Here is a 16,477-nt window from a genome sequence, read left to right on the forward strand (position 1 = left end):
ATTACATTTGGTCTAATTTCAATAGATCAAATAATTGTTTAGTTATTTGATCATCTAATACGTGGTTATCTATTTTCTGAACAGCTTGCATAGGATGTAGTGCATTACAAAAGAACATTGCCTGAATATTGATTACTTCATCAATATAAACTTCGCGCTCTTGGCAAATAATATGAGATTCTTTCATTCTATCTAATATTTCAGCACGCATTACACCATGTATGCCATTATAACCAAGATAAGGTGTAACCCATTGTCCATTTAACAACAAAAAGCAATTACTGCTTATACCTTCAACAATTCTATCTTGAATATCTAAAACTAGTGCTTCTTTAACACCTCTGTCTGTTGCTTCTCTTTTCAAAACAACTTGTTCTAATCTATTTAAAGACTTGATGCCTACAAGATTTGGCATTGTTATACCAATTTTATTATTTAAAATACTGGATGCTGCTATTATTGAATATGGTGTAACCTTTTGATAACTCGGGAAGAATAATAGATAAATATCTACTTCTTTTTCTCTTGAGAAATCATATCCTCGTTGTCCCTCACCTCGACTAAGTATTATTTTTAAAGTGCCATTAAAGTCCCGAATTTCTGACAGAGATGTAATCAATTGTTTTTCTAAAGCATTTTCATCAAAATTAAGCATTAGACATTCAGCAGATTGACGTAGTCTATTTAAATGTCTAGACCAAAGCTGTATTTTGCCATTTTCAATACATATGGTAGTGAAACAGCCATCTCCATACTGAAAAGCACGATCTAATAATGAAGTATGAGTTACGCTTACACCATTTTTAAAACAAAACATAACTACCCTCTCTTACTTTTTAATAGTGTAAATTCTTTGTTTAATTTTTTATACTTATTTTTATAAAAATACTTATTTTTTAATAAATTAAAGTTATGTTACATAAGTAAGTCTTATAGATCCAATTCTTTACATCTATAATTTATCAAATACATAAGGATTGCAGTTAATGATACATTTTAATATACATGTAATAGATGTTGAAAATAGTCTACAAAATTATATTTGGTTACTTGAAGATACAAAAACACGTGAGGTTGTCGTCGTAGATCCAACAGATGGAGAGATTGTCATTGAATACTGTAAGAATAATTATTTAAAAATAAAACAGGTATGGCTTACGCATTGGCACAAAGACCACACTGCTGGCGTACCAAGACTATTAGAATACGATGTGAGTCTACCTATATATGGCCCACAATTAGAGGAGAAGAAAATTCCTTTTTTATCTAAGCCACTACAGCATCAGGATCAGTTTACTTTTAATCATTTTAATATTGAAGTTTTGGCAACACCTTGATGTCTGCTGAAAAAACAGGAGGGTTTAACTTGGTAAACTATACATACTCATCAGGAGTTTACCATGAGCAAGAAACACAAGACGTATACGGCAGAATTTAAAGCTGAAGCGATCAAAGCAATAGAAGCCAATCAAGGCAATGTATCCCAAACAGCTAGAGAACTCGGCATTTCCATGCAAACCCTTTCGAACTGGAATACAAAGGCAAAGGCAGGGACTTTAGCCGGTACAAAACAGTATTCACCTGATCTAAATGCTTTACTCGAAGAAAATAAAAAACTTAAACAGCAGCTTAAAACAGCCGAAATGGAACGTGAATTTCTAAAAAAGGCAGCAGCGTACTTTGCCAAAGAAAGTCAGTAAGGTACGCCTATATGAAATCGCAAAGACACTTATTTCCTATTATTTTGATGGCTCGCTTACTTCACGTATCAGTTTCATGCTTTTATGATTGGCTAAAACAAGGTGTGAGTAAACAATCAATTCAGCGAAATCAACAAGCAATTTTGGTCAAAATAGCACATGAGGAAACGAAACAGAGCTATGGCTATATTCGTTTAACCAAGCATTTACAGGCTCAGGGCGTAAAAATTAGTGCCTATGCCGTTCGTCAGATAAAAAAGTTAAATCAGCTGTATTGTAAGCGCCACAAGCGTTTCAAAAGAACAACGAACAGTGACCATAACCGAGCGATCTATCCAAATTTGCTTGAACAACAATTCTCAATGATTAAACCAAATCAAGCGTGGTCGAGTGATATTACGTATATATGGACAACTGAAGGCTGGTTGTACTTAGCAGCTGTAAAAGACCTTTACACGAAACAAGTGGTTGGCTACAGCTTAAATGAGCGTATGACAGCCAAGCTTGTTTGTGATGCATTGAATATGGCTATTCGCAATCAAAAACCAACTAAGGACCTCATTGTGCATTCAGACAGAGGCAGCCAATATTGCGGTCATGAATATCGAAACTTACTTGAAAAATGTGGCTTTCAGGGTTCAATGAGCAAGCGTGGCGATTGTTACGATAATGCACCGATTGAAAGCTTCTGGGGCATACTCAAAAACGAATTGGTGCATCATCATAGCTATAAAACGAGGGAAGAAGCCAAAGCGGAGATTACAAAATACATAGAGTTATTTTATAATCAACGAAGAATTCAAAAAGGTTTGGATTTTAAGACACCAAATCAAATGGCAGAGGACTTTTGCAAGTTGGCTGCCTAAAATCTCCCAAGTGAAAGTCTCCTGATAATTCAGCACACATCACCTGGTCATACCCTAGGTCATATTGTCTTTTATATTCCAAGCATAAACTGCGTATTTGTTGGAGATACACTATTTGCTATGGGTTGTGGTCGCGTTTTTGAAGGGACACATACTCAAATGTATCACTCTTTGCAGTTACTCGCACAACTACCAAATACTACTCAGGTATATTGCACACATGAATATACTTTAAGTAATGGAAAATTTGCATTATCTGTAGAACCTGATAACTTTATATTACAAGAGCGTGTAGAGCACATTGAATATTTAAGACTGCTCAATAAAATTACACTTCCAACAACAATTGCTCTAGAAAAAGAAACCAACCCATTTCTACGTGCAAAATCGGTTGAATCGTTTTCAAATTTGCGTACACTCAAAGATAATCTATAGAACTGCAATATTTACTTACAATATAACAAAAAGTGTAAATGTAACATTGATAAAATATTTTGATTTTAGAATAAATCTTAATTATATGATTATATAGAAATATTTATTATTTTGGCACAAATAGTCTGTTTTACACTTACAGTTAGATTGTAAGCAGTGTTGTTATTTTATAACGTTTTTTTTTGAAACGTATTTTTTTCATATTTATTGCAGTTCTCCCCCCTTTAAAAATAAACCATACAACCTTATAAATAAGAAAGGACAAATAAGGAGATAATCCATGAAAAAGGTTGTTAAAGCAAAAAACTTAATTGCTTTTCGAATTTGGTTAGAAAAATTGGGGTACTCAGTAAAAAGCTTAACTGACAATAAAGGTTTTACATTTAGTTTTAAGAAAGAATACGGTCTTGTAACCTTCGATCTAGCTGGTAACTCATTAGCAATGCAACTGGGCGAAGAGTTTGAAGATCACTTAAAAGCATAATTTTATTATATGGATCGGCTCCGCTTAAATACAAAAAAAGCAAGACTCTAGTCTTGCTTTTTAATATATGGTGGGGATGAAGAGACTCGAACTCTTACACCTTGCGGCGCTGGAACCTAAATCCAGTGCGTCTACCAATTTCGCCACATCCCCTAAACATTTACACTTCAGAATTTTTTCTAATCTATAATGGCAGAGGATAAAGGATTCGAACCTTTACGAACGGTTTTGGAGACCGTCATGCTACCATTACACCAATCCTCTAATACTCAAATCTCAGTAATAAAAAAGCAAGAGTATTATCTTGCTTCTTAATATATGGTGGGGATGAAGAGACTCGAACTCTTACACCTTGCGGCGCTGGAACCTAAATCCAGTGCGTCTACCAATTTCGCCACATCCCCTTTGAGTATTTACTCAGATTTTAGAATCACTCCTAAAAGTGGCAGAGGATAAAGGATTCGAACCTTTACGAACGGTTTTGGAGACCGTCATGCTACCATTACACCAATCCTCTATATTTTTAATAACATATTGCTACTAAAAACTGGTGGGGGCGAAGAGACTCGAACTCTTACACCTTGCGGCGCTGGAACCTAAATCCAGTGCGTCTACCAATTTCGCCACGCCCCCAATGGCTGTGTATATTATAGAGAAGTCATTTATATGACAAGTATTTTTTTCCAAAAGTTATTTTACATGCACAAATAACATTCAAAACATAAGCTTAGCATGCTTTACCTACATAAAATTTAAGTAAATCGACGCTTTAAATGCATCTACAGTTTGAAATCTATTTATTTTTTGTTTTTCTAGTAATCCATTAATTATAAATTGTAGCTTGTCATAAACTTTAGGCAGTTGAAAAAAATATTGCTGACAATGTAATTTGGCCCACGCTTCATAAGAATATGCACTTAAGCGCTGCTGTATTAACCATTCATATAAAACAATACCCAATGCATATAAGTCTGTTTGAATTGTCTTATTTTTACCATGAAAAAGTTCTGGTGCCATGTATCTTGGCGTTGCATTTAAACTACATCTATTTTCAGAAGAAGCTAAAACCGTATGTTCAAAGTCTAAAAGACAGAAGCGTTCGGCATATTCAACAAAATGTTCTTTTTTTATATCACCGTGGATATATCCCGCTTGATGTAATTTTTGCAAAGGCTCACATAAGTTTAAAATGTGTTCTACAATTTCATAAAGATTGAATTCACTCGGGCTTCTATTTAAAAAAACTGGTTTTGCTTCTGGCAGAATAAAACCAAAATTATTTTCTGACAGACCAAATGTATCTAATGTTGTAAGACTTGCTTTTTCAAATGGTAATAGAAAAAGATTCTTCTGATTTTTAATATAAAAACTATATTCTCGCTTAAAACCTTGCCTCAATTGTTCATGACCGACATCACTTTGACACTTCAAATAATAAAACCCATCTGTTTTTTTAAAGCGAAAAACACGGCGTCCATATTTTAAACTTTGTGACTTTGAAACTAACTCAAGATTCATTTTTTAATAAATCTGCATGAATCTGCGTAAGTGCTTTCCCAATACGTGCATAGATCTCTATCATTGATAGCTTAGGCCAAGTTGCACGTTCACCTTCTTTTTGCAGTTTTTTAAATATTTCAGGGGTTGGGTTCTGTAATAAATAACCATAATGGCGAAAGTTATATTTACCAATAATATTAATATCTCCATAATAATATTGATCAACAATACCATAACCATGGTCAAGCAAGCGACGAACTTGTGGCACAGCACCAACACGTTCACGTGTAAAATCCATTACACCTTTAGCAAAGACCTTCCCTTGCCTTCTGACAATACGCTCTGGCCAACTTAACAAATCTTGACGATAGCGCTCAACATCACTTTGCATAAAAGGGACAACATGCGGGTTTGCCTGACTCGCGATGCTGTAGTTAATGTTATATAAGCGCGCAATTTTTTCTTGCGGAAAATCACTTCTTACACTGCCATCTACCCAACGGGTATTTTTCATAAATGGTACGTGTTTACCATCATAACGCTTTGCAATCAGTTCAATTGGAGGAAATAAAATAGGTACAGCACAAGATGCCAATACAGCACTCCAAATCATTAAATCGGGTGACATATAACGATTTAATACTCGCGGGTTTTGTGAAGCATTATAAGGTGCCACCGCAATATTAATATCTAGACCTGACTTCTCATATGCTTCTGCAAAAGTAATATCACCTAGATGTTCTTGTAAGAAATTTTTCAAATAATTAACATCCGTAAAACCGCTTGGATCTTTTAAAAGCATTTTTAAAGATTTAAACTGAAAAACCTGACTATAAAACTGATCACCTGTAGACAATTCATTAAATTTTTCACTGTCTAATGTACCAAGCATTGCCGTCATAATTGCGCCTGCACTTGAACCTGACAATACATTTGGTAAAAGATTATGCTCTTTCAGCGCTTTACAAACACCACTATGAAAAAGTCCTAATGTTGCACCACCTGAAAACATCAATGCAGGCTGACCATATGCGGTCTTACATAGCTCAAAGAATTTAACTTTTTCATCCAATGAAATTATTTCATCAGATGCAGCAGCAATATATTTTAGGCTTTGATCAACAGTATCAATATAGTCTTCGATAATTTTTTTTGTACCTAAATAAGATACAACAAAAAGCATCGGATGACAGATATTTGCCACATCATAGGTCAGTCCCTCATGCAATATACCTAGGAGGTCTTTTATCCGCCCCTGTTGTTTATATTTTTTGAGTAGAAATAACCGATGTGTAATCACATCACGATCAAAGTATGTCGACTCATTATCCTCTTTCCATGCTTGTATATCTGATGTTTCATCAAGTTGTTGTGCTATTTCTTTCCATTCCTCATAATTATTTGCATGTACAAGCTGCTGTTCTAATCTTTTTATTTTATAAGCGTGCTGAAAATTTGTCGCATGCTGTGATAATAGCTTTAACATTCTATGTCCTAAATTTTCACCTAACCCGATCGTAGTTAAGCAAAATTAACTAAATATACCTGTATCTATAAAACATTTTATAAAATATAAAAAGAGTTGAAATACAACTTTTATGCTTTACTTGTAAATTGTTTTTAAATATTTTAAAAAGTAATAAAACAAATCAATGATAATACACAATTATGGCACATATAGAACTCCCTGATCACCTTATTGATTCACTTTCGCACGTTTTACAACAGCTTAAGCAAACCCTACCTGAACTCAAGCAAGAAACAGATTTTTCTGCACCTGCCTATAAATGGCAAAATAAACAACTTATTGCTATTCACTCACCTAAAACGATGTATCTTGATGATCTAAAGGGCATCCAAAGACAAAAAGAAGTCATTATTCAAAATACTGAGCAATTTTTAAAAAGCCTACCTGCAAATGATATTTTACTGACAGGCTCTAGAGGAACGGGGAAATCATCTATTGTTAGGGCTTTACTTACTCAATACCAAAATTACGGGTTAAGACTCATTGAAATCGAACGAGATGACCTAGCAGACCTACCCATAATTCAAGCACAAATTAAAGATAGACCTGAAAAATTTATTGTTTACTGTGATGACCTTGCATTTAATGCAGAAGATGAAAATTATCGTAGTTTAAAAAGTGTTTTAGATGGTTCATTACAATCAGGAAATAATAATTTTATTGTATATGCAACCAGTAATAGACGTCATTTACTTCCTGAGTTTATGCATGAAAATACGCCAACAACTCGAGTAGATGTTCCACAATATACTGAGCTACACCCTCAAGAGGCCATTGAAGAAAAAATATCTCTTTCTGACCGTTTTGGGTTGTGGTTATCATTTTATCCTATGGATCAAAGCCTGTATTTAGAAATTGTAGAACATTATTTAGAAAAAAACGGATTAGAATTTAGTCAAGAAGCTCGCCTACAAGCATTACAGTGGTGTCAAATGCGAGGACAACGTTCAGGACGTGCAGCATATCAATTTTCAAAACATTGGATTGGCTCATCTCAATTAAAATATCAAAAAAATTAAATGTTTAAAATTTTATAAAGATATCATTTATTGCTTAATCAGAACATAAAATGATATCTCCTGTGCCATATCACTACACATATTAGTATTAGTCGTGATATAACCTAAAGGTATATGTTTTATTACATTTTATATTTCAAGATGAATATGAAAATAGTTTAAGATTTTTTTATTCTATACTCGTATTCATTTTAATTCTTAAAATTTAATTTGTTAGGATAACAATATGTCTGAATTTTCAATTCCACTGATGGCGGGTGAAGTCAATGCTATTCTTAGAAAAGAAAAACAACAACTACGTGTACCCATTCAGCCTCAACCACAAAATGCAGAAGAGGCCGCGAAACTAAGCATTCCTTTTCAAGTTGGCGATCAAATCTGGATCCAAGAAAACTGGGCAGCACATTGGTCATATAATGATGTATCTGCTGAAGAATGTAAAAGCCCAAACTTAGATGATGATAACTATTGGTATCAGGCCGATAATGTTGGGACAAAAGGCTCAAAAGGTAGTCCCGCTTCTTTACGTGGAACATGGCGCCTTGCGGAAACTATGCCTAAATTTGTTTCTAGACTTCACCTTAGGGTTGAAAAAGTTTGGATAGAACAAATTAAAGACATTAGCGAAGAAAATGCAAAAGCAATGGGCTTCCTACCTGAGTTTTTTAAAAATGTAAAAGAACAACCGTTAGGCGAAGACTATATAGCAACATCAAAAGATGCTTTCTTAGAAGATTGGGAACAATTTCGCGGTGAACTTAACTTATGGACATATGCTGTCGAGTTCAGTTTAGATACAGACCAATCAATGCTACATCCTGCTTTCTTAAACGACCGAGAAACACTCACCTATAAAGTAGATTGCTTAATTACAGATACTCAGAGTGAAGAAATAAAAGAACTTAGCTATACAACGGAAGATAAATCACTAGTATGCGCACTTGAACATGTATTGGTTGAAGAATTTAAAAATGATTTCAAAGATTTAAGCCATGATTTTAATCATTTTGGTGAATTCTTCAAAATTATTGATATTGAATCAATTCGTTATATTCAAGAGTTAAACCATATCAATTTAAATTTCGAAATACGTGCAAAAAACAAACGAGTTGAAATTAAAGTGGAACTACTTTCTGTATAATATAAAATATAAAGTTAAAAAAATACCCGCATAAATGTGGGTATTTTTTAACTGCCTATGTCTACGTTAATTGAGCCATTGCAATTTTTTTAGTATCTACTTTCACAGCAGCATTTTGATAATCACTCATCTGATCAAAGTTCATATATCTATAAATATCAGATGACATACTATCAATTTGCGATGCATACGTTTTATATTCTTCAGGTGTTGGTAATTTACCTAAAACTGCCGCAACCGATGCAAGCTCAGCAGAAGCAAGATATACGTTTGCTCCCTGACCTAGACGGTTTGGAAAGTTACGTGTAGATGTCGAAACAACAGTTGTATTTGGTGCAACACGTGCTTGGTTACCCATACATAATGAACAACCTGGCATCTCTGTTCTTGCACCTGCTCGACCATATGTATTATAGAAACCTTCTTCCATTAATTGGTGTTCATCCATACGTGTTGGTGGTGCCAACCATAATCTTGTAGAAAGTGAACCACTTGGTACTTTATCTAACAATTTACCTGCTGCACGGAAATGACCAATATTAGTCATACAAGAACCAATAAAGACTTCATCAATTTTCACACCCTGAACATCAGATAATAGTTTTGCATCATCTGGATCATTCGGACAACATAATACAGGTTCTTGAATGTCTGCTAAATCAATTTCATAGACTTTGGTGTATTCAGCATCAGGGTCTGCTTTTAATAAGTTTGGTTCTGCCAGCCACTTTTCCATATTTTCTACACGGCGTGCCATTGTACGTGCATCGCCATAGCCTTGCGAAATCATCCACTTTAACATTGTAATATTTGAACGGAGATATTCAGCAACTTTTTCCTCAGAAAGAGTAATTGCACAACCAGCAGCAGATCTTTCAGCAGATGCATCTGATAACTCAAAAGCTTGCTCTACTGTTAGCTCATTTTCCATTTCAGTTAAATCAATTTCAAGAATACGACCTGAGAAAATATTTTTCTTACCCTTTTTCTCAATGGTTAAATCACCTGCTTGAATTGCATAATAAGGAATAGCATGTACAAGGTCACGCAATGTAATACCTGGTGCCATTTTTCCTTTAAATTTCACAAGAATTGATTCTGGCATATCTAATGGCATAACACCCGTCGCTGCAGCAAATGCAACTAAGCCCGAACCCGCGGGGAATGAAATTCCTAATGGGAATCGTGTATGAGAATCTCCACCTGTACCAACAGTATCAGGAAGCAACATACGGTTTAACCAAGAGTGAATAATACCATCACCCGGACGTAATGAAACTCCACCACGATTCATAATAAAATCAGGCAATGTATGTTGCATTTGAACATCAACAGGTTTTGGATAAGCTGCTGTATGACAGAAAGATTGCATCACTAAATCTGCCGAGAAACCTAAACATGCTAAATCTTTCAATTCATCACGTGTCATTGGGCCTGTAGTATCTTGCGAACCAACTGTTGTCATGCGTGGTTCACAGTATGTATCAGGGCGTACTCCCTGACCCTCAGGTAAACCACAAGCACGACCCACCATTTTTTGAGCAAGCGTAAAGCCTTTACCAGAGTCATGTGGTTGTCTTGGCTGACGGAACAATGTTGATGGTTCAAGACCTAATGCTTCACGTGCTTTGGCTGTTAATCCACGACCAATAATTAAATTGATACGTCCGCCGGCACGTACCTCATCAAGTAATACAGGTGTTTTTAATTCTGAATCAGCAATTTGCTGACCATTTTTAAATGCTGTAACTTTTGCTTCAGCTTTATTTACTTTAAGAAGAATTTCATCTCCCATATTCATATCAGAAACATCAATTTCCACAGGTAGTGCGCCAGCATCTTCCATTGTATTAAAGAAAATTGGCGCAATTTTCCCACCTAAGCACACACCACCATCTTTTTTATTTGGAATATGAGGTAAATCTTCACCAAAGTACCAAAGCACCGAGTTTGTTGCAGATTTACGTGATGAGCCTGTACCAACAACATCACCTACATAAGCAACTTGATTTCCTTTTGCAAGTAACTCTTTAATTTGTTTAATTGGACCGACTTCACCTTGCTTCTCAGGATGAATACCATCACGTTCATTCTTTAACATTGCCGTTGCATGTAAAGGGATATCTGGACGGCTCCATGCATCTTGCGCAGGAGATAAGTCATCGGTATTCGTTTCACCTGTGACTTTAAAGACAGTAATTTTAATTTCTTCAGGCACATCTTTACGGCTTGTAAACCACTCTGCATCTGCCCATGACTGTAAAACTGCTTGTGCATTTGCATTACCCGATTTTGCTTTATCTGCAACATCATGAAACGCATCAAATACGAGTAATGTTTTTTTCAATGCCGTTGCTGCAAGCTCACCAAGTTGCTTATCTTCAAGTAAATCTACAAGTGGTGCAACATTATAACCACCAAGCATTGTACCTAACAAATATACAGCTCTTTCTTTAGTTACAAGAGGAGATTCTGCATCACCTTTTGCAATCGCTGCAAGAAAAGCAGCTTTTACATAAGCTGCTTGGTCTACACCTGCAGGAATACGGTTTTCTAGCAAGTTAACTAAATAATCTTCTTCACCTACTGGAGGGTTTTTAAGTAATTCAACCAATTCAACTGTTTGTGCATCATTTAATGGTTGCGGTGGGATTCCGAGTGCGGCACGTTCTTCAACGTGTTGGCGGTAAGCTTTTAGCACGGTTTTCTTCCTCTTTTTTTCTCAAAAATTACTTACTCTTCCTATTGCTGTAAGTAATGTACTGTTTAAATTTTACTAAAGTTAATTCAAAAAGTTAATGTTATTTAGGTGTTTGTTTGTGATGCTCGTTATTTTCTATCGAAATGGTATATATAAAAAAGCACTCATATAGAGTGCTTTCTTTCGCTTATGGTTGCTGTGCAAGACAACTCTCGTAACGCCCTTTACTAAACTCTGTCATTGCACTCTCCTTATCAACCATCTTTTCATATAGTGGTACTTTATATGCATCTTTCACAAGACTAACCACGTAGTTACGTGCATGCTCATCTTCAATTTTTTTAGCATTGTCTAATGCAGCATTCTCTATAATACCTTGTTGGCGGTCTGTCATAATATTATACGCAGCACTTGGAATTGACTTACAAAACCCTTGCCATGCTTCTTGAGATGATACTTGCTTATGCTCACTACAGCCTACCAATAAAACCCCACCAATAGCGAGAAACAATAATTTCTTCATTCCAACTCCAAACCAATTTATGAATTTAAGTTAATCAATTTTTATCCTAAGATTTTGATTAAAATAACATATTTTTAAAAACGCCAATTATAGAATAAATCAACTGCACGTTCGACAGATTCACTCGCTTCTAGATATAGACGTCTATTGACTTGATAACGTAGTGTTAAAGTATTCACTGCTGTAAATACACCAACACCATACCGTAAGTATAGATCAGGTGTAAGATAACCTGTCACACTCACTTGCGTATCACTTCCTGTACCTTGAGCATCTAAAGCCAAGCCACTCAAACCAAATGCATGACCAATCTGATTTGTAAATGCGCGAGTTCCACCCAAACCTAAGCTAATACCTGCTGCTGCAAGCGTATTATTTACATCCGATTTAAAACCTTCTGTTTGACTTAAACTACTACTACCTTCATTAATTCTTCCAGTAATTAAAGCATTTAAAGCTTCTTGCTCAGATAAGCCGCCATCATTATAAATTTGAATATTTGGAATTGTTGCTGTTCCCGTAATTCGAATTCCCACTGTTGTATTCGAAATCTTCTTCGTCGTATCTATATCTAATGTTGGATTTGAAAGTGGTCCATTAAAACGAGCAATCGCGCGATTTAAGTCTAATGACTGTCCATAGGCTTCAATTTTAACCTTTTGACTTACCCCAATTGCTCCGTTTGCACTCATCGCAATTTCTGTACCACGTTGAGATAAATACAAATGACCAGTTAGAGGAATTCTACTATTAAATCCTTGAAAAATAACACGATCACCTAACAATAAATCAATATCTGCTTGTATATTCCATGGTTTTGTTGCTTTTAGAATAGCAATTAAATCGTCGCCACTATGAACAACTCTTGCATCTGAAGATACATTAATTACATCAGGGCTTGTTTCTGGCATATTAATAATCGCACGAGGGACATCAATTTTACCATTAACAATAATACTTCTAGACATTGGATAAATATCTAAACCTACCTTCGTATTTACCAGTGCTGTTGCAAGAGGTGTTTGTCTAATAAGTAAATTATCACCTTGCACTTTTAACTGAATATGTAAGTCATCCGCCCAATTTACAAAACCATCAATTTTTCCTATACCTGGTCCACTATTAAAGATTCCCATAATACTTGCCTGATCTTGTCTAATTGAAGAATACAACTGAATATTCGTTAAATTGACTGGCGCTGAGATCATACTAATAGAGCCATCTTTTAAGCGTAAATCTCCAGTTGCTAAAGGCTTTGAGAGTGTTCCGTTAATTTTTCCAGCAAAATCTAGTGTTCCGCCAATATTCCTTACGTCTGAAATAAATGGTTTTAAAAATTTAAGATCAACCTTCGAAAATGCAACTTCACCTTGCATCGGCAAATTTTCATCATATGGATTAATCACCACACTTGCATAGCCATTACCAATATTTGCTGTTTTTACATCAAAACGCATTAATAAGCCTTGAGTTACACTCTTAGCAATCAGACTCATCTGTTGGTAGCTTGTCGTTGTTGCAGGATCATCAGGATCATCCGAAGAAACACCAATATCTCCATTTTTTGCAATAATACTTACATCAATATTTGGTTTATGTCCGTCGGACCAATTCGCTTTCGCATAACCATCAACCTCTCCTGTCATGGCTAAACCACTTGGCATAAAGGCTGAAAAGTCATTCAAATTTAAGTTATTAGCAACAAAAGAAACATCACCACTTGTTGGATTAATCTGTACAGGCTTATCAAAACAAAGTTTACTTTGATTACTTGCCCAACAATGCTCTCCAACATATAGCTGTTTTGTCGCTGTACGATATATCACATTTGCATTCGACTGCTGGTTTAAAACAGCACGTACAGAATCAAATGTTCCTTTCTGAATTTGCCCTAACCAATCATTATTGGCATTAAAACCACCTGCCAACTGAACATAAAACTTAGAGTATTTATTCCAAGCTTGTAGGCTGACAATATGGGCTGCACGCGTACCTGATAAAACAAGACCACCATACTGAACTTGCCTATTGCCATAATTTAAGTTAGTCAGCTCTGCTTTTAATGTACTTGGTGTTGTTTCAGAAGTTGGTAACTCTCCACGAATACGAACTTTTTCAACATTAAGTTTTCCAGCATATGTGAGATGATCTACATTAATATTTGCAGTTGCTCTAATATTTGGCTGTGTTTTTAGATGAACTGCACCATAAGCATTTCCTGAAAGTCCACTATAAATATTAGACAATGCTGGAGCATTAAGTTTTACATCTAAATCTTGTGCATTTCCTGTAACCTGAATTTGGTTACCTGCATAAGCAAGGAACAAATCATTTGCTTCGAATTGCTGTGGCACTAAGCTATTATTTTTTGTATTTAAAACTAAACTAAGTTTCCCCTTACCACGCAAAATTTGGCGATTAATGATACCTGCTAAGTTCAAATCTTCTATAGAAATACGCTTTGCCTGATCAGACCATATTCCTTGTGTCTTAATCACACCAGAGACTTCACCTTGCACATTAGATACAAAATACTGTGGTTTAAACTTCACCAATGAAGCATTCATATTCCAACCAATACCATTATGTAAGTTTACAACACCATTGGCTAAAATTTTACCAGCAGTCCCTTCATGTTGGAATTGATTCACTTGAATACTATCTTTCGTACCCGCAATTTTAATATTTAATGCGCCATCTGCATCTGGATATTGGCTAGACTTCAAGTTTCCATTATAAATTACGCCATAACCGCGTAAACCACCGCCATGCTTTTCATCATTCATTAAAATAGATGCCGTGGTCTCACCAGTTAAACGAATCGTCTCTTTTTGTTGAGCCATTTTTCCAGTGAGATCAATCGCTTTTAACTGAATAATTTGGGCATCTTTTTCAGCATAACCATTTGCTTTCAATGCCCCATTAAGCAGATCTACAGGTGCAGCATCAGCTACCGTTTGCGGATTAAAGTCTTTAGCCTGTAAATTGGCTTCCCATTTCAATGGTCTTTTTTCAGTAGGCAGTAATATTTTTGCATCACCGATAAGCCCACCTTGAGGCGTAATATATTTAAAGGTAGAAACATCCAAATCATGATCATTCAATAATGCATTTGCAATATATTGCCCTGTAGGTAGCGTTCCCTTTGGATTTTTAATAATATCTAAGTTTGCATTTACTGATGTTTTTTGCCCTTCTAATGAAATATCTGCCTGTCCTTTCGGGCTATTCAACCACCCAATATAAGGCATAGCACGATTCATATCAGACCATGAAACATTCATTTTAAGTGGCGATACACTTTTTTTATTTGCTGTGCTTTGTTCATCTTGTATCAGTTTAAATTTAATTTTTTCATACTTATTAAAGTCAATAAATGCATTGAGATGAGTCCCTTTATCTAAATCACCTGTTGCACCCAACTTACCATCCATATCAGGAGGCAAAAAGTCTTTTATAGAAGTAGGAATTGATTTATCAGATGCTTTCAGACCACTTAACTGTCCTTTTATATCCCAACGAAGCGCCTTTTCCCAATTTAAGATACCTGAGAGATTAATAATACCTCCCATCAGATTACCTTGAAATTGGTTAATCTTCATTTGATGTACATAGTCTACATATAAATTTGATCTATAATTTCCTTTCGGTATATCTTTACCCGATAATTCAGTATTTAAATTTACAGACATATCTGAAGCAGAACCATTTAAATAGGCAACCCCCGATGGAATAAACAATTTTTGGTCTGTTGCAAATGGCAAGTGATAATTTTTAAAGTTTAATTGACCATTCATCGGCACATTATCACGTACAGGATGAACAATCATTCTCCCTGATACTAAATCTGGGGTATTTGTTGCAAAACCTGCGGTAATTGTATCTAGCGTCCCTCTGGCATCGACAAAAATATTTTTAATATTCAATGTATGTAGTGATGGAATATCTACTTGTGCAGTCACATTTAATGGATACTTTTGCTTAAAGTCCATCATACCTTGTGCTTTATTTACAGCAACGTAATCACCAACCTTTAAGTTTGCTTCTTTAAATGTAAGCTTCGTACCTTTCCATAAGGTATTCTTCAAATGTAAATCTTTTAAATCTGTACTTGATGTTGTTGTTTTTATTCGCAATACATCTAAGTTTGCCTGATCTAGACGCAAGGTCACAGGCATATTAATGTCACTAAACTCAAAAGGTTTATTACTTGGTGGCTTCTTATCAATAATTTGTAGTTCTTGAATATTTGCACGAGAGAAATGAACTTCTTGTTCTAAAACAGCACGCCAACCTATAACTAAGTCTGCACGTTTAATTTTGATTTCAAGTGAGTCTAAATTGACATCAATATTATTTAAAATAAGACCATCTAAAAAACTACCTCGTTCGTATTGATACCTCAACATACTTTGATTTGAAAGTACACGATCTAGTAAAAACTTACTGCCTTTATCCGTTGAAAACATTACAGCAAGTGCAATCAACAAAACAACAAGAATACTCAACAATGAAATAGAAATTCTTTTTAGCCAACTTGATTTTGGCTTTTCTTGTACAGTCATACGTTTTCTCATCCA

Annotated in this window: 11 protein-coding genes, 5 tRNA genes and 1 pseudogene; 6 read left to right on the top strand and 11 right to left on the bottom strand. The window is 35.2% G+C overall.

The features are described from left to right. Window position 1: 1 nt before the first annotated feature. Window positions 2-817, bottom strand: a complete 816-nt coding sequence (gene pabC, locus AC1MPL_RS09075) for an aminodeoxychorismate lyase (RefSeq protein ID WP_479765535.1) — start codon at window positions 815-817, stop codon at window positions 2-4. 169 nt (window positions 818-986) lie between these two features. Here pabC and AC1MPL_RS09080 point away from each other — a divergent pair, with 169 nt between their 5' ends. From AC1MPL_RS09080 to AC1MPL_RS09095, 4 genes and pseudogenes are all read left to right on the top strand, one after another. Then, window positions 987-1,337 carry an MBL fold metallo-hydrolase gene (locus AC1MPL_RS09080; protein WP_479765536.1) on the top strand — a complete coding sequence of 117 codons (351 nt, stop codon included), beginning with the start codon at window positions 987-989 and terminating at the stop codon, window positions 1,335-1,337. A 63-nt stretch (window positions 1,338-1,400) separates the two neighbouring features. Beyond that, a protein-coding gene (locus AC1MPL_RS09085) for an IS3 family transposase (protein ID WP_479764079.1) occupies window positions 1,401-2,566 on the top strand; the annotation gives its coding sequence in 2 pieces (ribosomal slippage) (window positions 1,401-1,659 and window positions 1,659-2,566; 1,167 coding nt in all). A gap of 39 nt (window positions 2,567-2,605) precedes the next feature. Beyond that, a pseudogene (locus AC1MPL_RS09090) lies at window positions 2,606-3,001 on the top strand (hydroxyacylglutathione hydrolase C-terminal domain-containing protein); the annotation flags it as partial. A gap of 280 nt (window positions 3,002-3,281) precedes the next feature. Then, on the top strand, window positions 3,282-3,485 hold the full coding sequence (locus AC1MPL_RS09095; protein WP_479765537.1) for a hypothetical protein: 204 nt from the start codon (window positions 3,282-3,284) through the stop codon (window positions 3,483-3,485). Window positions 3,486-3,553: 68 nt separating this feature from the next. Here AC1MPL_RS09095 and AC1MPL_RS09100 read toward each other — a convergent pair. From AC1MPL_RS09100 to AC1MPL_RS09130, 7 genes are all read right to left on the bottom strand, one after another. Beyond that, window positions 3,554-3,638: transfer RNA gene (locus AC1MPL_RS09100), tRNA-Leu, on the bottom strand. Window positions 3,639-3,675: 37 nt separating this feature from the next. Next, window positions 3,676-3,749, bottom strand: a tRNA-Trp gene (locus AC1MPL_RS09105). A 55-nt stretch (window positions 3,750-3,804) separates the two neighbouring features. Continuing rightward, a tRNA-Leu gene (locus tag AC1MPL_RS09110) sits at window positions 3,805-3,889 on the bottom strand. A gap of 39 nt (window positions 3,890-3,928) precedes the next feature. Beyond that, window positions 3,929-4,002, bottom strand: a tRNA-Trp gene (locus AC1MPL_RS09115). A 31-nt stretch (window positions 4,003-4,033) separates the two neighbouring features. Then, a tRNA-Leu gene (locus tag AC1MPL_RS09120) sits at window positions 4,034-4,118 on the bottom strand. 108 nt (window positions 4,119-4,226) lie between these two features. Continuing rightward, complete coding sequence (locus tag AC1MPL_RS09125) at window positions 4,227-5,003, bottom strand: protein kinase domain-containing protein (RefSeq protein WP_479765538.1); 777 nt, start codon at window positions 5,001-5,003, stop codon at window positions 4,227-4,229. Further along, on the bottom strand, window positions 4,993-6,471 hold the full coding sequence (locus AC1MPL_RS09130) for a DUF3336 domain-containing protein (RefSeq protein ID WP_479765539.1): 1,479 nt from the start codon (window positions 6,469-6,471) through the stop codon (window positions 4,993-4,995). The genes AC1MPL_RS09125 and AC1MPL_RS09130 overlap by 11 nt, the downstream gene beginning before the upstream one ends. A 182-nt stretch (window positions 6,472-6,653) precedes the next feature. Here AC1MPL_RS09130 and AC1MPL_RS09135 point away from each other — a divergent pair, with 182 nt between their 5' ends. Together AC1MPL_RS09135 and AC1MPL_RS09140 are read left to right on the top strand one after the other, a co-directional pair. Beyond that, complete coding sequence (locus tag AC1MPL_RS09135) at window positions 6,654-7,532, top strand: ATP-binding protein (protein WP_479765540.1); 879 nt, start codon at window positions 6,654-6,656, stop codon at window positions 7,530-7,532. A gap of 226 nt (window positions 7,533-7,758) precedes the next feature. Continuing rightward, window positions 7,759-8,673: a hypothetical protein gene (locus AC1MPL_RS09140; RefSeq protein ID WP_479765542.1), complete on the top strand. Its 915-nt coding sequence runs from the start codon at window positions 7,759-7,761 to the stop codon at window positions 8,671-8,673. 61 nt (window positions 8,674-8,734) lie between these two features. On the opposite strand, the gene AC1MPL_RS09145 is transcribed toward AC1MPL_RS09140, so the two are convergent. From AC1MPL_RS09145 to AC1MPL_RS09155, 3 genes are all read right to left on the bottom strand, one after another. Continuing rightward, a complete protein-coding gene (locus tag AC1MPL_RS09145) occupies window positions 8,735-11,374 on the bottom strand; it encodes a bifunctional aconitate hydratase 2/2-methylisocitrate dehydratase (protein WP_479765543.1) in 2,640 nt (879 codons plus the stop codon). Between the two features lie 187 nt (window positions 11,375-11,561). Next, a complete protein-coding gene (locus AC1MPL_RS09150; protein ID WP_479765544.1) occupies window positions 11,562-11,897 on the bottom strand; it encodes a hypothetical protein in 336 nt (111 codons plus the stop codon). 74 nt (window positions 11,898-11,971) lie between these two features. Next, entirely contained in the window at window positions 11,972-16,462 is a 4,491-nt protein-coding gene (locus AC1MPL_RS09155; RefSeq protein WP_479765545.1) for a translocation/assembly module TamB domain-containing protein, read from the bottom strand. Window positions 16,463-16,477: the final 15 nt, after the last annotated feature.

Source organism: Acinetobacter sp. N1-1 (assembly GCF_056711485.1).